The following is a 19,867-nucleotide window of genomic DNA, read 5'->3' as shown; positions in this document are numbered from 1 at the left end:
GACCTTCTGCTTTTTATATACGCATAAGTTAAATAAAGTGTTATTTTTTATTAAGAATCTTATAAGAATTGTATCCTCTTTTGGTTTATTTTTATTTCTTATAATAAACAGGAAAGAGGCTAGTAGTATGAATAAAATAATAAGCAGAAAAAGAACGTTGCAAATCATCGTAATTCTGTGTATTCTGGGAGTCACGATTTATGGTCTACGCTTTATAGATTTTAAGCAGGTATTACAGCAGGTAGAAAAACTTCCTTTCTTTTTAAAATCCATTACAATGATTCTTTTCATTATGCTTCAGGTTGTTTTTGCCTTGTTTCCAGGGGAACCGCTGGAGCTGGCAAGTGGGTTTTTATTTGGAAATTTCTATGGAACATTGCTTTGTTTAGCTGGTTCTTGTCTTGGTACTTTCTTTGTTTATTATCTTGTAAAGTTTTTTAAACATAAAATCATTAATTTGTTTTTCAGTAAAGAAAAAGTACAGGAAGTTGAGCAAATGCTTTCAAAAAACAAAAGCAAGTTTTGGATATTTTTAATTTTTCTTGTTCCAGGCAGTCCAAAAGATATTTTGACATATGTAGCAAGTCTTGGGAATATAAACCTTGTACGATGGCTGATCATGACAACACTGGGAAGAATTCCAAGCATTCTTACTTCTACGTATTTGTCTGCCTCTTTAAAAGAAGGAGATATCATTTCTGCGCTTATTGTATTGCTTCTTACAATTGCCATGGTCATACTTGGAGGGATATATTATCGCTATAGTGTAAAGAAAAGCAATGCCTGATCAATGTAACATTCTACCTCACATTTTTGTAATGTTATCCTTTATGTATTGAAAAAACATGGAGGTGTTTTATAATAGCAATTGAGGTGAAAGCATGGAAAACATTCGTATATTGATTGTCGAAGATGATGTTGTGTTAGCTAGAGAACTGCAGGAGTTTTTATCTAAATGGGGGTATATGGCAGTATGTGCCAAACAATTTGATAATCTTATAGAAGAGATGTCTTTATATGCTCCAAAGCTTGTTCTTATGGATATAAACCTTCCTTTTTATGATGGCTTTTACTGGTGCTTTAAAATACGAGAATCTTCTAATGTTCCTGTTTTATTTATCAGCAGCCGAAGCGATGATAAAGATAAGATCATGGCAATCGCACAAGGTGGAGATGACTATGTAGAAAAGCCATTTCATTTAGAATTGTTAAAGGCAAAAATAGAGGCAATCCTTAGAAGAACCTACCAGTATAAAGTAGAACATAAAATTTATTTACATACCGATTTATATTTTGAAAGCAGTACAAGTTCTTTATATTACAAGCAGAAAAAACTGGAATTAACGAAATCAGAAAATATTGTTTTATCTGTTTTGGCACAGCATAAACCTTCTATTGTGGCTAGAGATGCGCTTATGGATGCTTTATGGAATACAAATGAATTTATTTCCGATAATACATTAAATGTTGTGATATCTAGACTACGAACAAAGCTAAAAGATATATGCAAAGAAGATGTCATACATACAAAGAAAGGGCAGGGGTATTTTATCGCATGAGATACATAAGGAAACATGCCGGCTATCTTCTAGTCCTTGTTCTGCTTTTTCTTTTCTTTAATCTTTATTATATTTTTCTAATACCTAATATGCAGTTGCATTATCTTATCTATCTAGATATACTGCTTGCTGTTTGTCTGGGTATCTTTTTTACGATCGATGGTTACTTCTTTTATAAACAACAGATAAAAAAACAAAAACTTTTAACAGAGGATTATGTTATCGCAAAAGAAATGGAAGAATTTGAAAACATTGATATTGCCTTGCATGATGGAAATGTGTATGAAGCACAAATCCACAAAGAAATAGAGAATCAGCAGGATCTGCAAGATTACATAACCAAATGGTGCCATGAAATAAAAATCCCTTTATCTGCGTGTTTATTAATGAATGAAAAAATGGAAGATGCAGTTTTAAAACAGCAAATAAAAGAACAGCTGGAACGTATGAATCAGCTTTTAAACGCAGCTTTAGTTGGCTGTAAAGTACAAAGCAGTTTGTATGATTTGCAGATAAAGAAAGTTGATGTAAAAGACTGTGTACAAACCTCGATTAAAAACAATCGTTTCTTTTTGATACAGAATCATTTTGATATCTTTGTTGAAATACAGGATGCATGTGTCTATTCCGATAAGGAATGGCTTGTTTATGTATTGGATCAGCTTATGAGCAATGCGATAAAATATGCGAAAAATCGTCATGAAATTCATATTTGGACAGAAAACAGGGAAAATACGACAATCTTATTCTTTGAAGATCATGGAGAAGGAATTCAAGATGTTGATATTCGAAGAATATTTGAAAAAGGCTATACCGGTAATAATCATCATAATGGGAAATACAAATCTACAGGTATGGGGCTGTATATGGTCATGTTAATTATGAAAAAACTGGGACATGAGATCCAAGTAGAAAGTGAATTCGGAAACTATACAAGATTTTCTATAACCTTTCATGAAAACAAAGACTACTTTCTTCTTTAACGTTGCATAAATGTAAGCTAGACATTAAGGTTGTAATGCTGGTGTAAGGTTTCTATAAGCGTGCTCATTTATACTGTAGGTGTAAGGAGGAATTACAATGAAAGAGAATAAAGTAGTTGAAATAAAAAATCTTGTGAAAAGCTATGGTGCAAGAGGATTTCAGACAAAAGTATTAAAAGGAATTGATTTAACGATTTTTAAAAATGATTTTATCGCTATCATGGGGCCAAGTGGTTCAGGGAAGACAACCTTATTAAATATGCTTTCTACTATTGATAAACCAACACATGGAACTATCTTGCTTGATGGCATGGATATTACAAAGGCGGGAAATAAGGAATTATCAAATATAAGAAAAGATAAAATTGGTTTTATTTTTCAGGACTATAATTTACTGGATACCATGACACTGCAGGATAATATCGCACTTCCTTTATCTTTAAATGGAGTAGCAAGCAGCACATGCATACAGAAAACAAAGGAATTGGCTGCTATGTTTGGTTTGGAAGAACATTTAAAAAAATATCCATACCAGCTATCTGGAGGACAAAAACAAAGAGGGGCAGCTTGCAGAGCATTGATAAGTGATCCCAAGATTCTTTTTGCGGATGAGCCAACCGGTGCTTTGGATTCAAAGGCAAGTCATGATTTGATGGAATGTTTAAAAATGGTAAATGATGCACAAAAAGCAACGATTCTTATGGTAACCCATGATGCATTTAGTGCTTCTTATGCAAAAGATGTTTATATTCTTAAGGATGGTTCTATTACATGCAAGCTCAGCAAGGGAAATGATCGAAAAGAGTTTTATGATCGCATCATTGAGATGCAGGCTTCTATGGGAGAGTGATTGCGATGCGTATGTTTTCACTGGCAGTTCAAAATTTTAAATCCAGTTTTCGAAGTTATGTATCCCTCATTCTTTCTTTAGCATTTACCATTCTTGTTTTATATAATTTCAGCAGCTTGCTTAACAGCGGCATATTGAATCAGCTGGGAGAAACCAATGCCAGAAACATTGAAATATGTATTCAGGTACTGTCCTTTGTGATTGGCTGTTTTATGTTTTTCTTTATATGGTATTCTACCAACGTATTTCTAACAAAAAGAAAAAAGGAAATTGGTATTTATGCATTTATGGGACTTTCCAATCAAAAAATAGGAAAATTGTATATGATAGAAACAATGTTGATTGGATGTGTTTCTTTATTGCTTGGTATTATTTTTGGTATTTTAACTTCACAGCTGTTTGTGATGATCTTGATGGCTATATCCAGTATAGCTATAGATATTCATTTTTCCATCTCCTTAAGCTCTGTACTTTCTACTTCTCTTATTTTTCTTGTGATGTATATGATTTTTGTAGGGAAGGGCTATATCAATATTGTTAGAAGCAGTGTATTAAGTATGCTGAATGCCAATCGACAAAACGAATATGTAAAACAGAATATCTTCATTTTACTTATAAAGGCAATCTTTGGTATTGGTTTTATGGCAGCAGGATTTTATCTTGCGACAAAAGATGCAGGTATGGAAGTCATGTTTAATGTATTAACTGCTGTTATTTTTGTAGTCATTGGTATTTATTTTATCTTTGGAGGTTTTTTGCCTTTATGTATACAGGCATTAACGAAAAGAAAAAGATTTCTTTATAAAAAAGAAAGAACCCTGTGGATCAACTCTATTGTTTTTCGTATGAAAAAGAATTATCGTACCTTGGCAATCGTATGTGTATTGATGCTATGTTCCATAACAGCCTTAGCTTTTGGCTTTGCGATGAAAAACAGATACAACAGTATGGTTCACTTTGAAAATACGTATACCTTTCAAATCTTAAGCGATCGTACAGGACGTAAAGAAGAATTTAAAAAGGATATCGAAAAACAAAACACAGTAACTTATGCATCTGCTGTTGAGGTAAATGTAATCGATAAGAAATATACAAATACTACGTATTCAACTCCAGTTGCCGTTATACCGTATTCACAGATAAAAACATTGGCAAAAGACACGAATATGGAATTTGCACTTCCTATGCCATCCAATGACGAGTATATAGAACTTCATCACATATACTTAATGTCTTTGACAAATGATTCGATTACAAGAAAAGAGACAATCAATGGCATTGATTATACATCCATCAAAAAAACAGCTACTCCTTATCTTGGATATCTGCAGGAAAATATGGATTATATGATTGTGAATGATGAAGTTTATAAACAGATGAAACCTCTTGGACAATCGTTCTACATGTACAATTATAAGATCAAACAGCCAGAAAACTTTGCAGCCAGTGTAGAAAGCCTGCAGGCTAATCCACACTGTCATGGACTTGTGAAAATTGATCCAAACAGAGAAGATATCAAATGGATAAAAATTTTATATAGTGTTTCTATCTTTGTGTTCATGGTATTTGTCTTTGCCAGCGGAAGCATTCTGTTTATGAAATTATACAACGATACATTTGATGAAAAAGAACGATATGATATTTTGAAAAAAATAGGTATCAGTCATAAGGCTTTAAAAAAATCAATTGCCAAGGAACTTGCATTTTCGTATGTATCTACTTTGTTTGTTATGAGCATATCTTCTTATTTCTCGGTAAAGGCTATTGGAAATTTGATGCAGGCATCTTCCTTGCTTTCTGTAAATGTGATAAGTGCACTTATCATCTATGCTTTCTTCTTCCTTTGTTATCTTGTATCCAACTATTTGTATCAAAAGCAATTACGATTATAATATTTATAAAATTAGGGATAGACATACCGTTCTATTCCTTTTTTTCATAAAGGAAACCATATTTTAACAATTTTATATGATGAAATTTAAAAAAATAGTGTATAGTATTTACGTATGTAATTTTAAAGGAAGGAACTTTGTATGATGAAAACAAAACTTACAAAACTGGAAAAATACTGGGTACTGTATGATGTAGGCAATTCTGCATTTATATTGCTGGTATCTACGATTATTCCTATTTATTATAACTCACTGGCAGAAGCACAGGGAATTTCCAGTGTAGATTATCTTGCGACTTGGGGTTATGCCGCAAGTTTTTGTACCATTCTTATCGCACTTGTTGGTCCTGTACTTGGAACAATTGCGGATAATAAAGGATTTAAAAAGCCAATTTTTACTTTATCAATGATGTTAGGTGTCATTGGCTGTGCAGCATTGTCGCTTCCTGCAACATGGATTGGATTTTTAGCAGTATTTGTTATTGCGAAAATTGGATACAATGCAAGTCTTATTTTTTATGATTCTATGTTGCCAGATGTTACGAGTACAGATCGTATGGATATGGTCTCTTCTCATGGCTATGCATGGGGATATTTAGGAAGCTGTATTCCTTTTGTGCTATCCCTTGTACTTGTACTTTTTTATGAAAATATTGGTATTACGATTACAATGGCAATGGCGATTGCATTTTTGATCAATGCGGCATGGTGGTTTTTGGTAACCATTCCATTATTAAAAAACTATGAACAAAAACATCATGTAGAGCATCATGAAGATATCATAAAAACAAGTTTTCAGCGTTTAGGACATTCTTTATCCGAAATTAAAAACAATAAAGGCATTTTACTTTTCTTATTGGCATTCTTCTTTTATATTGATGGTGTTTACACAATTATTGATATGGCAACCGCCTATGGAAGTGCATTGGGCTTAAACACAGAAGGTTTGCTGCTGGCACTGCTTGTAACACAAATCGTTGCCTTTCCTGCATCTTTATACTTTTCGTATTTATCAAAAAAAGTAAATACAGGAAAACTGGTAAAAATCTGTATTGTCGCTTATACGCTAATTTCTGTTTTTGCGATTGGCTTAGATACCCAATGGGAGTTCTGGGTTCTTGCGGTATTTGTTGGAATGTTTCAAGGTGGGGTTCAGGCATTGTCAAGATCTTATTTTGCGAAAATCATTCCTGCAGAAAAAAGCGGAGAATATTTTGGCTTATATGATATTTGCGGTAAAGGAGCATCTTTTTTAGGAACTTTTCTTGTAGGTGTATTTGCACAGATTACAGGACAGGCAAATGGTGGTATCTTTATTTTAACTGTCATGTTCATCATTGGATTTTTCCTGTTTACAAAGGCAGACCATATCAATCAGAAAAAATAAAGGAGAGATTTTATGCCTGCAATTTATGCTCACGATACTTTTGGGAAACTTGTTTCGAAACAGCTTCCTAAAGAGATACAAGATATTATTAAAACTTATCCATCCGCATTTCGTATTGGTTTACAAGGGCCAGATCCTTTGTTTTATCATCGCCCTTATGCTTCCAATGATGTAAAAAAAGAGGGAAGTCGCATGCATCGAGAATCTTGTGCCAGCTTTCTTCAAAAAACAATGCATCATGTTAAAAAAGAAGGCGTCAACAGCAAAGAGTTTGCCTATCTTTTAGGTTTTCTCTGTCATTTTACATTAGACAGTGAATGCCACCCTTACATTGATGCATACATTGAGCCAAGAAATCTGGGACATTTGTTTTTAGAAAGTGAATTTGAGAAATATATGATGCGAAAAGATGGAATCGATCCTATTCATACAGATATTTCAAACATTATTCCAACAGATATGCAGACAGCAAAAGCAATGTCTGTATTTTATGAAACATTGGATGAAACCTCCGCACAAAAAGTATTAAAAGAAATGCGAAGAGAAAAACGGTTGTTATATACACCATACTTATGGAAAGAAAAACTTTTTGTAAAAGTCTTTAAAATGATTGGTCACTTTGATGATATGGGTGGACTTCTTTTACAAAGTGAAGATGATAAGCGCTGTGATGAAAGCAATGCCTATCTATATAAAAAACTGCATGAAAGTGTTCCTCTAGCAGTTTCTTTACTAAAAAACATTTATGAAGTTATACAGGATAAAGCAGAATTATCTCCACGTTTTTACCGCAACTTTGAAACACTGGAAGAATATGAGATTCCTGATGTGAAATAACTTATACCGCAACAATATAGTAATACCTTTTCCATCTTTATGAAAAGTTTAGAAAATAAAAAGCCCAAATCTAGAGTACGAAATACCATTTATGGTGCTAGACTCTTGACAGGGCTTTTTCTATTTACGACGAAGAAGATAAATAAACTAGACTATGCTTTGCTATCTTCATAAATACTCTGTAATTCTGTTTTAAGAGAAGTTAAAACTCCTTTTGTAGAAATATCATATATTTTCTGAAGAATGTCTTGTTCTGAAATAAGCTTTCCTTTTTGATACCAGTAATTAATGACACCTAACACTGCAGAAATCTGATATTCTAACAGGATTTCTATTTTTTCATAAACTTTCGTGTTGGGTTTTACATTTTCAGATATAAGCAGTAAAAACTCTTTTTTAATCTTATCGCTTAGAACATAATGATTTTGCCGTTTAAACAATAATTCAATATATTTATCCTGCTGCTGAAAATATGTTAAAAGTACACTGCCCATCAAATCTTTTTGCAATAAGTTGTAAAAGTTTTGTGATGAGAATACATTTCTTTTAACAGGAAATAAAATATCATAGACAGCTTTATCAAATAAGGCATAAATATTTTCAAAATGATTATAGAAAGTAGCACGATTGTATCCTGCTATTTGACATAGCTGATTGATGGATATTTTTTCGATGGGCTTTTTTTCATATAATTGCCAAAAGGCGCTAATAAAATCCTGCTCTGTATTACGTTTATCCATAAGTAACCTCTCCGATATCGTATAGCTAGAATTATAACATAAAAATAGACAATCCGTACTTAATTGTTGATTGAAACATAGTATAGAAATCATTAAAATGATAGCGATAAATTTTTGAAAGGAGTGCATTTCAATTGAATATGATCGATATCCAGCACCTTACAAAAGACTATGGTCAAGGAAAAGGTGTGTTTGATGTTACATTATCTATAAAAAAAGGGGAGGTCTATGGATACTTAGGTCCAAATGGAGCTGGCAAATCTACAACGATGCGTCATTTAATGGGCTTTAGTAAACCGCAAAAAGGAAGCGTATATATACAGGGGATGGACTGCTGGAGTAAACAGAAAAAGATTCAAAGACATGTTGGCTATCTTCCTGGTGAAATATCTTTTCCAGATGATATGACAGGACTTGCCTATTTAAAACTAATTGCGAAGATGAGAAAGATGAACGATTTTTCCTATGCAGAAAAATTATTTTCTTTTTTTGAGATAGATCCTAATACAGGCATGAAAAGAATGTCAAAAGGGATGAAACAAAAAATTGGTATTATCGCTGCTTTTATGCATGATCCTGATATTCTTTTATTGGATGAGCCAACCAGCGGTTTAGACCCTCTTATGCAAAATCGCTTTATTGAATTGGTCGAGCAGGAAAAAATGAATGGTAAAACGATTATATTATCTTCGCATATCTTTGATGAAGTAGAAAAAACATGTGATAGAATTGGTATGATACGAAATGGAAAACTCATTCAGGAAGTCACAGTCGATGAATTGCGTCATTCACAATTCAAGACTTATAAAATCGAACTTTTAGATACTTTAAGTTTTGAAAAATTAAAACAGGCATATCCAAATGCCGAACATAAAGAAAAACACAAGCAAATGATCATATCTATCAATGATAGTGAAATCAATCATTTGCTATCTGTTTTATCAACGTGTCATGTTGCATTTTTGAAAGAAGAAAAACATACACTGGAAGAATATTTTATGAAATTTTATGGAGGGGATAAAAATGATTAGTATACCTTACTTTAAACAAATTGCGAAATCAAATGCTAAGTTTTAAGGGGTATTTACTCTTGTTTTATGTGTATTTCTTATTGTTATGACAAATGTATTTACCCCCGAAACAATAAATGGCTTTCAAAGTGCTACGAAGGGAACAGCTGTATCGCACATCATGGAAGGGAATGGGACATTGATTGGTTTTATGTCAAATTCATTTTATGCAATTATGGCAATCATTTTCCCTATGGTCTATTCTATTATGGTGGGCAATCGAATGATAGCTGAAAAAGTTGACAAGGGGAATATGGCAGGGTTTCTTTCTACACCAACAACAAGATTACAGATTACTGTTTCCAGTGCTGTTTATTTCGTATTATCCTTAGCACTCATGTGGGGCATTTCTTCTATTGTTGGTATTATCGCAGCAAACACTTTTCAACCAGACGCACTAGATATTGATACCTTTTTATTACTAAATTTAGGGGCGTTTCTTTATCATTTGGTAATCAGCAGTATTTGTTTTTGTGCATCTTGTATTTTCAATAGTTCGAAAAACTCTTTGACCTTTGGAGCTGGAATTCCATTATATTTTTTTGTTGTCAGTCTATTTATCAAACTATCAGACAGCCTTGATTTTTTGAAATACTTTACCTTGAATACACTATATGATACACAGAAAATTGTTGAGGGCAGTGGATATGCAGGAGATTTTATTGTTATGCTGATAATTTCCTTTTGCTTATATACTGTCGGTATTGTTTGGTTTCAGAAAAAAGATTTGCCACTATAAATAAAAATATTTTGTTTAAATACTGAAAAGCTCGTGCTTAATTTTAAAATTGTACGGCTTTTTTCTTTATAGAGTAATTAAAAGAATTTTATATTTGATTTTAGTGAGAGAAAAGATAAAATTTAATAATCATCCTTTCTACATCTTCTGTATGGATGCTTGCAGGCCTAATTATATGAATAATGAAACAAAGGATATACAGATAGTATCATCACGACATATTCTTAAGAAATTTTTGAGGAAGTCACTTTGCAAGGTTATCATTATTTGATATAATGAACATAAGAAGGTGGTAAAACTATGGCACAGGAATATATTGCGTTAAAAGAAAAAAACAATGATGGCGTGATTGCGCTTAGTACATCTGCTTTTTCAACGATTGCGAAAATTGTTGTGGAGGAAGATGAAAATTTGAAGCTTGCGAAACCAAGCAGTCCGCTAAAATATCCATTGAATTGCAAAATTGTGGATGATCAGCTGATTTTATCTGTTGATGTAAAAGTCAAATACAATGTAAATGTGCAGGATGTCTGCAGTAAAGTACAAAGTAAGATCTTTGAAAATATTGAACATATGACCGGGTATAAACCTGATGTAATTGATATCCGTGTATCTGGCTTTAGTTTTTAAAGAAATCCCTTACGGATTTCTTTTTTTTAGGAAGGAGTGTGTTGTTGTTTGGTAAGTTTAAAGAATTGTCTGGTAATTGGAATTAGTTCACGTGCCTTATTTGATTTGGATGAAGAAAATCGGATTTTTGAAGAACAGGGTTTGGATGCATATGCAAAATGGCAAATTGATCATGAACAGGATATTTTACGTCCAGGAAGTGGGTTTGCGTTAGTAAAGGCATTATTAAAACTAAATGAAATCAGTAAAGAGCGTGTTGTAGAAGTACTTGTTATGTCCAGAAATTCTCCGGATACCTCTTTAAGAATTTTCTCATCCATCGAACATTATGGATTGGACATTACACGAGCTGTATTAAGTGGAGGAACTTCGCTTTCTGCATACTTAAAAGCGTTTGGTGTTGATTTGTTTTTAAGTGCGAATGAAGGGGATGTAAAGGATGCCATCAACAGTGGTTTTGCGGCTGGGCGCATTTATACGAATACGATTTATGATTTTGACCCAATGAAGGAATTGAAACAGATTCGTATTGCTTTTGATGGGGATGCGGTTTTGTTTAGTGATGAAGCAGAACGTATTTTCCAAAAAGATGGATTAGAGGCGTTTGTAGAAAATGAAAAACAAAATGCACGAAAAGAACTTCCAGAAGGACCTTTCGCGAAGTTTTTAAAGACCATCAGTGATTTACAGAAACGTTTTGAACCGGAAAGCTCTCCGATTCGTACCGCACTTGTTACAGCACGCAATGCTCCAGCACATGAGCGTGTTGTACGTACTTTGCGTGCATGGGATGTACGTATTGATGAAGCCTTCTTTTTAGGAGGTATTTCAAAAACAGAAGTGTTAAAAGCTTTTGAACCTCATATCTTCTTTGATGATCAAAAAGTGCATGCGGATTCTGCAAGCAATGTAGTACCTAGTGCACAGGTTCCATGGAAGAATGAAAAACAGTAAAATGGTATTACTTAAACTGCTTTTATGATAAAATAAAATAGTGAAATGGAGGATTTTTATGGCAGCGGTTAGACATAAATTAAGAGAACAGGCGATGACGAGCCTTTATCAGCATTTATTATTGAAAAAAGATATTCGAGAGGCGGTATATGATGTCGTTGGGACAAATGAAATTGATCCTTTCCTTTATACCATTACCATTGATGCGGTAAAGTATAAAGACAGTTATATCAAACAGATTGATGCACAGCTTCGTGATGGCTGGACATTTGAGCGTTTAGGGTTTGTAGAAAGATCAATTCTTCTTTTGGCATGTTGTGAAATTGATTTGGAAACAGCACCAAAAGCAATTGTTATTAACGAAGCTATTACATTAGCGAAACGTTATTGTGATGATGATACATACAAACTTGTAAATGGAGTGTTAGACCGTCTATGAAACAAAATGTTTTCAGTGTTTCTTCTTTAGTTCATTATCTAAAGCAAACACTGGATAACGACAGCAATATTCGCTCAATTCTTATCAAAGGAGAAATCAGCAACTTTACAAATCATCGAAGTGGACACTGGTATTTTACTTTGAAAGATGCGAAATCTCGTATTAGCTGTGTGATGTTTGCATCCTATGCATCTCGATGCCGTTTCTTGCCAAAAGAGGGAACAAAAGTCATTGTAAGTGCTTCAGTTTCTATGTATGAAGCTGGCGGAAGTTTACAGTTATATGTAAATGGCATGCAGGCAGATGGGCTTGGCGATTTGTTTTTACAGCTGGAACAGATAAAAAAGAAACTTTCTATGGAAGGACTGTTTGATCCAAACCATAAAAAATCACTTCCTGTATATCCTATGCGAATTGGTGTTATCAGTGCTAGAACAGGTGCTGCCATACAGGATATTCTGACAACGATTTCTCGAAGATGGCCATTAGCTGAAGTTTGTTTTTATCCAAGTCTTGTACAGGGAATTTCTGCCAGTGAGGATATTATAAAAAATCTAATGCGAGCAGATGCTGATGGACATGATGTCATTTTGCTGGCAAGAGGTGGAGGTTCTATAGAAGATTTATGGTGTTTTAATGATGAAAAACTGGCACGTTGTATCTATGCAATGCATACGGTCATTGTAACTGGAGTTGGCCATGAAACAGACACGACACTGGTGGATTATGTAAGTGATGCCAGAGCACCAACACCAACAGCAGCCGCAGAACTTATTACACCGAATATTTCAGAAGTTGGTTTGCATATCATGAAGATGAAAACCGTATTGGTCAATGATATGAAACATCGTTTAGAAAAAGAAAAAGCAGCATTAAAGCCACTGCAGGAACATCGCTATATGAAAGATCCATTATCTTATGTGGCAGATAGCCAGATGAAACTTGCTATGCATGTAAAAGAACTAAGTATCATGGAACATCAGGTACATGCATGGTCACAGAAATTATCTTCGCTATCTTCTCATTTGGGACTTTATGCCAAGAAAATCGAAAGAGAAAAAATGGAAGATGTCAAGCAAAAACAAAATCTTCTATTCGTAAATATGGAACATTATAAACAAAAAGCAAATGAAAATTATATGGAAAAAGTTCGTCTGTTAGATGCTTTTAGTCCATTAAAAATATTAACACGTGGATATACCTTAACTTATCGTAAGGAACATTTAGTAAAAAGTATTCAGGATGTAGAAGAACAGGATGCTTTGCGTATTCGTATGCAGGATGGATATATCCATACAAAAGTAACAAAGAAGGAGGGGCTGTAAATGAGTGAAAAACTACCTTTTAAACAATCCATGCAGCGCTTGGAAGAAATTATTGGAATGCTTGAAAAAAATGAAATTGAATTAGAGGAAGCAATTTCTCTTTTTGAAGAAGGTTTGAAACTGGTAAACAGCTGTGATTCTCAGTTGAAAAACTTTGAAAATAAAGTAGAAGAATTATTAAAGACATATCAGGAGGACAGCAGCAATGTCTGAGTTTGAAACATATCTGTCTACTGTCTTGGATGATGTGAAAAACTCTACGGTAAAAGAAGCGATGCGCTATTCTTTAATGGCAGGGGGAAAGCGAATTCGCCCACAGCTTTTATTATCGACGTTGAAAGCGTATGGCGCAAATGCGCATGTCGGTTACAAGGCAGCAGCAGCCATCGAGATGATTCATACGTATTCTTTGATTCATGATGATTTGCCTGCGATGGATAATGATACGCTTCGAAGAGGAAAACCTACCTGTCATGTCAAATATGGCGAAGCCAATGCGATTTTGGCAGGAGATGCTTTATTGACACAGGCTTTTGTGTTAGGAGCAAATGCGTGTGAAGAAGCAGATATAAACTGTCATATCGTTTCCCTGCTAAGTCGATACAGCGGGGCAGATGGTATGGTGTTAGGACAGTGTCTGGATTTGGAAGGGGAAGCAAAAAAAGATATTACACTGGAAGAAATGAAAGAAATTCATTACTATAAAACCGGTCGTTTATTAACGCTTCCTTTCTTATGTGCTGCCTATTTGACACATAATGAAAAAGATATTCCTGTATGGGAAAATATTGGTTCTTTATTAGGGTTATCTTTTCAGATACAAGATGATGTTTTGGATGTAACTGCCGATGAAACAGAGCTTGGTAAAAACATCAACAGTGATGCAGATAACAATAAAACAACTTATGTTACACTTTTAGGTATAGAAGATGCACTTTCACAGGCCAACGCTTATTATGAAGAAGCACTCTGCCTACTGGATACGCTAAAAATCAACAAAGAACCATTAATGGAAGTCTTTGTAGCTTTACTGCATCGAAAAAAATAAAGAGGTGATACACATGAATCTTTTTGATATAAAAGATCCTTCTATTATCAAAACGATGTCAATAAAAGAAATGGAAGATTTAGCGAAAATGATTCGTTCATTTCTGATTGAAAACATATCCAGAACGGGTGGACATTTATCCAGTAATCTGGGTATCGTGGAATTAACAATTGCAATGCACTATGTATTTTCTTCTCCAAAAGATAAATTCATATTTGATGTTGGGCATCAGTCTTATGTGCATAAGATTTTGACCGGAAGAAGTGCAGAGTTTGCGCATTTGCGTCAGTATAAAGGAATCAGTGGATTTCAGAAGCGAAAAGAAAGCATACATGATGTATGGGAGGCAGGACATTCTTCTACATCCTTGTCTGCTGCACTGGGTATGGCAACCGCAAGAGATTTAAACCATGAAAACTTTCAGGTCGTACCTGTCATTGGTGATGGGGCTTTGACAGGTGGAATGGCAATGGAGGCCTTAAATCAGATTGGCAGTGACAAGCGTAGAATGGTCATTATTTTCAATGATAATAATATGTCTATCTCAGAAAATGTAGGTGCTATGGATCAGGCATTTACAAAATTAAGAGTAAGCAAGCCATACACAACTTTAAAACATGATTTAAAAGGGGCATTATCAACTTCCAAATTTGGAAAAAGTGTTTTGCATACGATGCAGAATGTAAAAAATGCAGTGAAGGAAAATGTGGTCGATACTTCTATTTTCGGTGATTTTAATTTGGATTATATCGGACCAATTGATGGGCATAATCTTCCTTCTTTGATTCGTGTTTTAAAGCTTGCAAGTGAAAATGATGGGCCGGTCGTTGTCCATGTACTGACCAAAAAAGGGAAAGGATATTCCTATGCGGAAGAGGATAAAACGGGAAGCTGGCATGGAGTATCTCCTTTTGATGTAAGAACTGGTAAATCTTTATCGCAAATGCCAATGGGACATGCTTCATGGAGTGAAGTTATGAGCAGTACACTTACAAGTCTTGCGGCAAAAAATAAAGATATCGTTGCGATTACACCAGCTATGAAAAGTGGCAGTAAACTGCAAAACTTTTTTGATAAATATCCAGAGCGAAGCTTTGATTGTGGAATTGCGGAAGAGCATGCAATGACTTTTGCGGCAGGTTTGGCTGTCAGTGGCAAACGTCCTTTTATTTCTGTATATTCCTCTTTCTTGCAGCGTGCCTACGATCAAATAAACCATGATGTTGCACGTATGAACTTGCCGGTTGTGATTGGAATTGATCGCTGTGGCCTTGTTGGGGAAGATGGAGAAACCCATCATGGCGTCTTTGATATTGCGATGCTTCGTCATATTCCTAATATGATACTTTCTCAGCCTAAAGATGCGAAAGAAGCGCAAAATCTGCTGTATTCTGCATTTCAGCAGAAGGAACACCCATATGCAATACGTTATCCTAGAGGAAATGTTCCTTTTGAAAAAGCAAAAGAATATACATATATTGAACCTGGAACATGGACAAGCTGGTCATTCGATGAACATAGCCGTTTAATCATCATTACGTATGGTGATTGTGTAGATAAAATCATTTCAAAAGCACAGGTAAATCAAATGCCAATTACCGTTGTCAATGCTCGTTTCTTTAAACCGCTGGATGGGGATATGCTGGAGCGTCTATGTCAGATGGAACTTCCTATTTTACTTTATGAAACTGATATGCTTGCGGGTGGATTAAGCAGTTCTATTTTAGAATATGCCAATGATCATGGATATACTCGTCATTTTGTTCGTTTAGGAATTGAAGATCATTTTGTAGAACATGGAAGTATATCACAGTTAAGAAAATTAGAACGACTGGATATCAATTCTTTATTTGATATCATTTCCAGTTATTTATAGGAGTTTAACTATGCGATTAGATGCATTTCTTGTAGAGAAAAAATATTTTGAAACACGCAGCAAGGCACAGGACGCGATTCAAAAAGGACTTGTGAAAGTAAATGGAAAAGCAATTCAGAAAAACAGCTATCCAGTAAATGAAGATATGGAAATTCATGTAGAGCAGGAAGATATTGCTTTCGCAAGTCGTGCCGGATTTAAGCTTTATGATGTTTTAGAACCATTTGAGATTTCCTTAAAACATAGAACCGTTATTGATGTCGGTGCCAGTACTGGTGGTTTTAGCGATGTCTGTTTAAAAGAAGGTGCAGATTTTGTATATGCCGTTGATGTTGGAAAAGACCAGCTGCTGCCTCGTTTAAGAGAAGACAGTAGAGTTTGCTGCATGGAAGGTGTAAATTGTCGTTATTTAACAAAAGAAATGTTTGATCGTCCCATTGATTTTGCATGCATGGATGTATCTTTTATTTCTATTAAACTTATTCTTCCTGCACTGTTTTCCATAATGTCAAAAAAAGAACTGGTTGTATTAATCAAGCCGCAATTTGAAGCAGGAAAGAAAAACATTGGGAAAAATGGAGTCGTAAAAGATGAGAAGGTACATATACAGGTATTAAAAGATATTGTTTCTTTTGTTGAAGATGCCGGACTTTATGTAAAACATTTATGTGCCAGCAGTATACTAGGAAGAGATGGAAATAAAGAATTTGTCATGCATATTGTAGAAAATCCATGTCATTGTGTATTTTCTTATAAACAAATCGTAAAAGATTATGTAGTAAAACGTTAGGAGGTGAGTTCATGTTAAAACAAATCTATGTAAAAGACTTTATTTTATTAGATGAAGTACAATTGGATTTTAGTGAACATATGTCTGCTTTTACCGGAGAAACCGGTGCAGGGAAATCTTTGCTTATGGATGCGATTGGAGTATTAAAAGGAGATCGTGTCAGTGCTGGAATGGTAAAAGAAGGGAAAAAGAAGGCTATCATTGAGGGGGTATTTGAAATTCCCTGCAATCATGAAGCTTCTAGAATTCTTGAAGAAGGCGGATTTGAATTAGAAGATCAGCTGGTTATTGTAACAAGAGAAATAAGTGCTGATGGGAAAAGCAATGTGCGCATCAATCATCGCTTATCGACCGTTTCTTTTTTGAAACAAGTATTTTCTTCTCTTATCGATATTCACTCGCAGCATGATACACAATACCTTTTACACTCCAAATATCACTTATCTTTACTTGATAAATTCGGTGTAGACAAGACATTGCTGGAACGCTGCAAAAATGCTTATCAAAACTATAAAAGTATTGTCGACTACATGGAAGAAATGCTTCGTGAAGACTACAATGAAGACGATTTGGAATTTTTAACATATCAGCTAAACGAGATCGAAGATGCAAACTGTAAAGAAAATGAATTAGAAGAATTAGAATTGCAGCAGAAAAAGCTTCAATCCTATGAAAAAATATGCTCTACTGTTCAAAATTGCGTAGAGTTGCTGGAGGCAGATGAAGGAATTTCCAATCAGTTGTATGAAGTATCAAGACAAATCGGTACACTTAATGAAGATTCTTTTTTTGAAGAGATTCAAAATGAAGTAACGGATGTATATTATCGTTTAGATGATATCCGGGATCGATTAAAAAATTATGTGGACAGCATGGAATATGATGAAGAAAATTTTGCTATGATGCAGGATCGAATTTATCAGCTTCATAAACTTTATCGAAAATATGGAGGAAGTTATGATGCACTCATGCGAAAAAAAGAGGAACTGCAATCACATATTGATTCCATTTTGCATCGACAGGAGTTTCTTGAAAGAGAAGAAAAGAAAAAAGCAAAAGCATGGAATGAATACAAAAGCATTGCAGATGAAGTGCATAAACAGCGTATTTGTGTAAGTAAAAAACTAGAAGAAAGCATACTTGCACAGCTTCACGATCTTCAGCTTCCAAATGCACAGTTTAAAGTATCTATCGAAGAAACACAGGGAAATGCAGCTGGCTATGATAAAGTAGAATTTTTGATTTCTATGAATCGAGGAGAGCGCTTAAAAAGTTTATCTATGACTGCCAGTGGCGGAGAACTATCCCGATTTATGCTTGGATTAAAATGTGTATTTACTCGTCTTCAGGGAATCGAAACCATTATCTTTGATGAAATTGATACAGGAGTAAGCGGCAGTGTTGCCTTTTCAATTGGAAAGAAAATGCAGGAGCTTTCAAAACAGGTACAAGTATTTTGTGTAACACATCTTGCAGCTGTTGCGGCTTGTGCTCATCAGCACTATATTGTAGAAAAACATCAGGATGATGCCTCTACAACGACATCGATTCATGAACTTGAAGAAAAAGAAAGAATCGAACATTTAGCTTGGATTTCCAGCAATTCTTCCAGCACCTCTGCTTTAGAAGCGGCCAGGGAACTTTTGGAAAAAGCACAAATTGAATCATAATATATATAAGTTTTCTTCATGAAGTATGCTTTCTGAGACACACTAGTAATCAGGAGGTGATACTTTGTCTAGAAAACTTTTTTCTTTTCTCTTATGTTTTTTCTTCCTGTTTATAACACCGCAGTCAGTTTATGCGGCACAAGAAGTTTATTTAGGTGGAGACAGCATAGGAATAAAAGCAGAATATGATGGAGTGATGATTACAGGAACATATTCCTTTCAGGCAAATGGAAAAACATACGATCCATCGTCAACTTTTTTGCTTGGAGATGTCATCATTCAATGCAAAGGAGAAGTTATTTCTAATTTGGAACAGTTATATGCCATACTTTCCTCTTTACAAAATACAGAAAATACAGTCGATGTAAAAATTAAAAGAAATGATAAAATCATAGATAAACAGTTAGTAACGGTTTATGATGAAAAAAAGAATAACTTTCAAAGCGGATTGTATGTAAAAGATAGTATTACGGGAGTTGGTACACTTACCTATATTGATCCAGGCACAATGAAATATGGTGCGTTGGGACATGAAATAACAGATGCAGACTTAAAAAAGATTGCGCCAATTCAATCCGGTTCTATTTATGATTCTAGAGTAACTTCTATACAAAAAGCACAAAAAGATGTACCAGGGCAAAAACATGCAGCTATCGACTATACAAAACAAATTGGAGATGTAAATACAAATACGCCTATAGGTATTTATGGAAATTACTTTGGCAACAAGGAGCATTCCTTGATTCCTTGCGCATCGAAAGAAGAAATTGTATTAGGAGAGGCATATTTTTATACGGTTATTGATGGTAATACAGTAGAACCTTTTAAAATTGAAATCACAAAACTGCATTCACAAAAGGAAAGCGACATAAAAGGAATCGAATTTCGTATTGAAGATGAAAGGTTAAAACAGAAAACAAATGGTATCGTACAGGGAATGAGTGGTTCTCCAATCGTACAAAATGGAAAGCTGATAGGTGCAGTTACACATGTTATCTCAAGTGATCCTATGAAAGGATATGGTGTATATATCGACTGGATGCTGGAAAATACGAAACAGTAAAATACAAAATAAAATA

At 34.4% G+C, this 19,867-nt stretch carries 20 protein-coding genes; 19 read left to right on the top strand and 1 reads right to left on the bottom strand.

Annotation, left to right across the window (positions count from 1 at the left end; all coding sequences use genetic code 11):
- Positions 1–127: 127 nt before the first annotated feature.
- The 7 genes from A9CBEGH2_RS03560 to A9CBEGH2_RS03530 all read left to right on the top strand — a co-directional run bounded on the left by A9CBEGH2_RS03560 (position 128) and on the right by A9CBEGH2_RS03530 (position 7,507).
- A complete protein-coding gene (locus A9CBEGH2_RS03560; protein ID WP_118276654.1) occupies positions 128–787 on the top strand; it encodes a TVP38/TMEM64 family protein in 660 nt (219 codons plus the stop codon).
- Between the two features lie 94 nt (positions 788–881).
- Positions 882–1,559: a response regulator transcription factor gene (locus A9CBEGH2_RS03555; protein ID WP_178085853.1), complete on the top strand. Its 678-nt coding sequence runs from the start codon at positions 882–884 to the stop codon at positions 1,557–1,559.
- Positions 1,556–2,542 (top strand): sensor histidine kinase, encoded by a 987-nt coding sequence (locus A9CBEGH2_RS03550; RefSeq protein WP_158572450.1) that lies wholly within the window; start codon positions 1,556–1,558, stop codon positions 2,540–2,542. Before A9CBEGH2_RS03555 ends, A9CBEGH2_RS03550 begins: the two co-directional genes overlap by 4 nt.
- Before the next feature lie 97 nt (positions 2,543–2,639).
- Positions 2,640–3,392: an ABC transporter ATP-binding protein gene (locus A9CBEGH2_RS03545; protein ID WP_115714862.1), complete on the top strand. Its 753-nt coding sequence runs from the start codon at positions 2,640–2,642 to the stop codon at positions 3,390–3,392.
- A 5-nt stretch (positions 3,393–3,397) separates the two neighbouring features.
- Complete coding sequence (locus tag A9CBEGH2_RS03540) at positions 3,398–5,284, top strand: FtsX-like permease family protein (RefSeq protein ID WP_163104256.1); 1,887 nt, start codon at positions 3,398–3,400, stop codon at positions 5,282–5,284.
- Between the two features lie 144 nt (positions 5,285–5,428).
- Entirely contained in the window at positions 5,429–6,670 is a 1,242-nt protein-coding gene (locus tag A9CBEGH2_RS03535; protein ID WP_197739455.1) for an MFS transporter, read from the top strand.
- 12 nt (positions 6,671–6,682) lie between these two features.
- Positions 6,683–7,507: a zinc dependent phospholipase C family protein gene (locus A9CBEGH2_RS03530; protein WP_115714859.1), complete on the top strand. Its 825-nt coding sequence runs from the start codon at positions 6,683–6,685 to the stop codon at positions 7,505–7,507.
- A gap of 152 nt (positions 7,508–7,659) precedes the next feature.
- Here A9CBEGH2_RS03530 and A9CBEGH2_RS03525 read toward each other — a convergent pair whose 3' ends face one another.
- Complete coding sequence (locus A9CBEGH2_RS03525) at positions 7,660–8,247, bottom strand: TetR/AcrR family transcriptional regulator C-terminal domain-containing protein (protein ID WP_163051453.1); 588 nt, start codon at positions 8,245–8,247, stop codon at positions 7,660–7,662.
- A gap of 140 nt (positions 8,248–8,387) precedes the next feature.
- On the opposite strand from A9CBEGH2_RS03525, the gene A9CBEGH2_RS03520 reads away from it, so the two are divergent.
- The 12 genes from A9CBEGH2_RS03520 to spoIVB all read left to right on the top strand — a co-directional run bounded on the left by A9CBEGH2_RS03520 (position 8,388) and on the right by spoIVB (position 19,851).
- Positions 8,388–9,278: an ABC transporter ATP-binding protein gene (locus A9CBEGH2_RS03520; RefSeq protein WP_232057326.1), complete on the top strand. Its 891-nt coding sequence runs from the start codon at positions 8,388–8,390 to the stop codon at positions 9,276–9,278.
- Positions 9,279–9,363: 85 nt separating this feature from the next.
- Positions 9,364–10,056, top strand: coding sequence for an ABC transporter permease subunit (locus A9CBEGH2_RS03515; RefSeq protein WP_163104254.1), 693 nt, complete (start codon positions 9,364–9,366; stop codon positions 10,054–10,056).
- A 300-nt stretch (positions 10,057–10,356) separates the two neighbouring features.
- Positions 10,357–10,686 carry an Asp23/Gls24 family envelope stress response protein gene (locus A9CBEGH2_RS03510; protein WP_115714855.1) on the top strand — a complete coding sequence of 110 codons (330 nt, stop codon included), beginning with the start codon at positions 10,357–10,359 and terminating at the stop codon, positions 10,684–10,686.
- Between the two features lie 48 nt (positions 10,687–10,734).
- Entirely contained in the window at positions 10,735–11,640 is a 906-nt protein-coding gene (locus tag A9CBEGH2_RS03505; RefSeq protein ID WP_115714854.1) for a 5'-nucleotidase, read from the top strand.
- 58 nt (positions 11,641–11,698) lie between these two features.
- A complete protein-coding gene (gene nusB, locus A9CBEGH2_RS03500; RefSeq protein WP_115714853.1) occupies positions 11,699–12,079 on the top strand; it encodes a transcription antitermination factor NusB in 381 nt (126 codons plus the stop codon).
- Positions 12,076–13,404, top strand: coding sequence for an exodeoxyribonuclease VII large subunit (xseA, locus tag A9CBEGH2_RS03495; protein WP_118360966.1), 1,329 nt, complete (start codon positions 12,076–12,078; stop codon positions 13,402–13,404). The genes nusB and xseA overlap by 4 nt, the downstream gene beginning before the upstream one ends.
- On the top strand, positions 13,405–13,617 hold the full coding sequence (gene xseB / locus A9CBEGH2_RS03490; RefSeq protein ID WP_115714851.1) for an exodeoxyribonuclease VII small subunit: 213 nt from the start codon (positions 13,405–13,407) through the stop codon (positions 13,615–13,617). It abuts the gene before it with no gap.
- Positions 13,610–14,452: a polyprenyl synthetase family protein gene (locus A9CBEGH2_RS03485; RefSeq protein WP_118360964.1), complete on the top strand. Its 843-nt coding sequence runs from the start codon at positions 13,610–13,612 to the stop codon at positions 14,450–14,452. The genes xseB and A9CBEGH2_RS03485 overlap by 8 nt, the downstream gene beginning before the upstream one ends.
- 13 nt (positions 14,453–14,465) lie before the next feature.
- Positions 14,466–16,328, top strand: a complete 1,863-nt coding sequence (gene dxs / locus A9CBEGH2_RS03480; RefSeq protein ID WP_118360962.1) for a 1-deoxy-D-xylulose-5-phosphate synthase — start codon at positions 14,466–14,468, stop codon at positions 16,326–16,328.
- Between the two features lie 10 nt (positions 16,329–16,338).
- Entirely contained in the window at positions 16,339–17,118 is a 780-nt protein-coding gene (locus A9CBEGH2_RS03475; protein WP_118360960.1) for a TlyA family RNA methyltransferase, read from the top strand.
- A gap of 11 nt (positions 17,119–17,129) precedes the next feature.
- A complete protein-coding gene (recN, locus tag A9CBEGH2_RS03470; protein WP_118360958.1) occupies positions 17,130–18,788 on the top strand; it encodes a DNA repair protein RecN in 1,659 nt (552 codons plus the stop codon).
- Positions 18,789–18,852: 64 nt separating this feature from the next.
- On the top strand, positions 18,853–19,851 hold the full coding sequence (gene spoIVB / locus A9CBEGH2_RS03465) for a SpoIVB peptidase (protein WP_118360956.1): 999 nt from the start codon (positions 18,853–18,855) through the stop codon (positions 19,849–19,851).
- The last annotated feature ends 16 nt before the right edge of the window (positions 19,852–19,867 follow it).

The sequence above is a fragment of the Amedibacterium intestinale genome (assembly GCF_010537335.1).
Taxonomy (GTDB): Bacteria; Bacillota_I; Bacilli_A; order Erysipelotrichales; family Erysipelotrichaceae; genus Amedibacterium; species Amedibacterium intestinale.
The sequence above is the reverse complement of the archived record's forward strand: the minus strand, read 5'-3'. Positions and strand labels throughout refer to the sequence as shown.

Excerpts from the sequence above, each read along its gene's own strand:
- A9CBEGH2_RS03560 (WP_118276654.1), top strand. The coding sequence starts at position 128 with ATGAATAAAATAATAAGCAGAAAAAGAACGTTGCAAATCATCGTAATT.
- A9CBEGH2_RS03555 (WP_178085853.1), top strand. The coding sequence starts at position 882 with ATGGAAAACATTCGTATATTGATTGTCGAAGATGATGTTGTGTTAGCT.
- A9CBEGH2_RS03550 (WP_158572450.1), top strand. The coding sequence starts at position 1,556 with ATGAGATACATAAGGAAACATGCCGGCTATCTTCTAGTCCTTGTTCTG.
- A9CBEGH2_RS03545 (WP_115714862.1), top strand. The coding sequence starts at position 2,640 with ATGAAAGAGAATAAAGTAGTTGAAATAAAAAATCTTGTGAAAAGCTAT.
- A9CBEGH2_RS03540 (WP_163104256.1), top strand. The coding sequence starts at position 3,398 with ATGCGTATGTTTTCACTGGCAGTTCAAAATTTTAAATCCAGTTTTCGA.
- A9CBEGH2_RS03535 (WP_197739455.1), top strand. The coding sequence starts at position 5,429 with ATGAAAACAAAACTTACAAAACTGGAAAAATACTGGGTACTGTATGAT.
- A9CBEGH2_RS03530 (WP_115714859.1), top strand. The coding sequence starts at position 6,683 with ATGCCTGCAATTTATGCTCACGATACTTTTGGGAAACTTGTTTCGAAA.
- A9CBEGH2_RS03525 (WP_163051453.1), bottom strand. The coding sequence starts at position 8,247 with ATGGATAAACGTAATACAGAGCAGGATTTTATTAGCGCCTTTTGGCAA.
- A9CBEGH2_RS03520 (WP_232057326.1), top strand. The coding sequence starts at position 8,388 with ATGATCGATATCCAGCACCTTACAAAAGACTATGGTCAAGGAAAAGGT.
- A9CBEGH2_RS03515 (WP_163104254.1), top strand. The coding sequence starts at position 9,364 with ATGACAAATGTATTTACCCCCGAAACAATAAATGGCTTTCAAAGTGCT.
- A9CBEGH2_RS03510 (WP_115714855.1), top strand. The coding sequence starts at position 10,357 with ATGGCACAGGAATATATTGCGTTAAAAGAAAAAAACAATGATGGCGTG.
- nusB (WP_115714853.1), top strand. The coding sequence starts at position 11,699 with ATGGCAGCGGTTAGACATAAATTAAGAGAACAGGCGATGACGAGCCTT.
- xseA (WP_118360966.1), top strand. The coding sequence starts at position 12,076 with ATGAAACAAAATGTTTTCAGTGTTTCTTCTTTAGTTCATTATCTAAAG.
- xseB (WP_115714851.1), top strand. The coding sequence starts at position 13,405 with ATGAGTGAAAAACTACCTTTTAAACAATCCATGCAGCGCTTGGAAGAA.
- A9CBEGH2_RS03485 (WP_118360964.1), top strand. The coding sequence starts at position 13,610 with ATGTCTGAGTTTGAAACATATCTGTCTACTGTCTTGGATGATGTGAAA.
- dxs (WP_118360962.1), top strand. The coding sequence starts at position 14,466 with ATGAATCTTTTTGATATAAAAGATCCTTCTATTATCAAAACGATGTCA.
- A9CBEGH2_RS03475 (WP_118360960.1), top strand. The coding sequence starts at position 16,339 with ATGCGATTAGATGCATTTCTTGTAGAGAAAAAATATTTTGAAACACGC.
- recN (WP_118360958.1), top strand. The coding sequence starts at position 17,130 with ATGTTAAAACAAATCTATGTAAAAGACTTTATTTTATTAGATGAAGTA.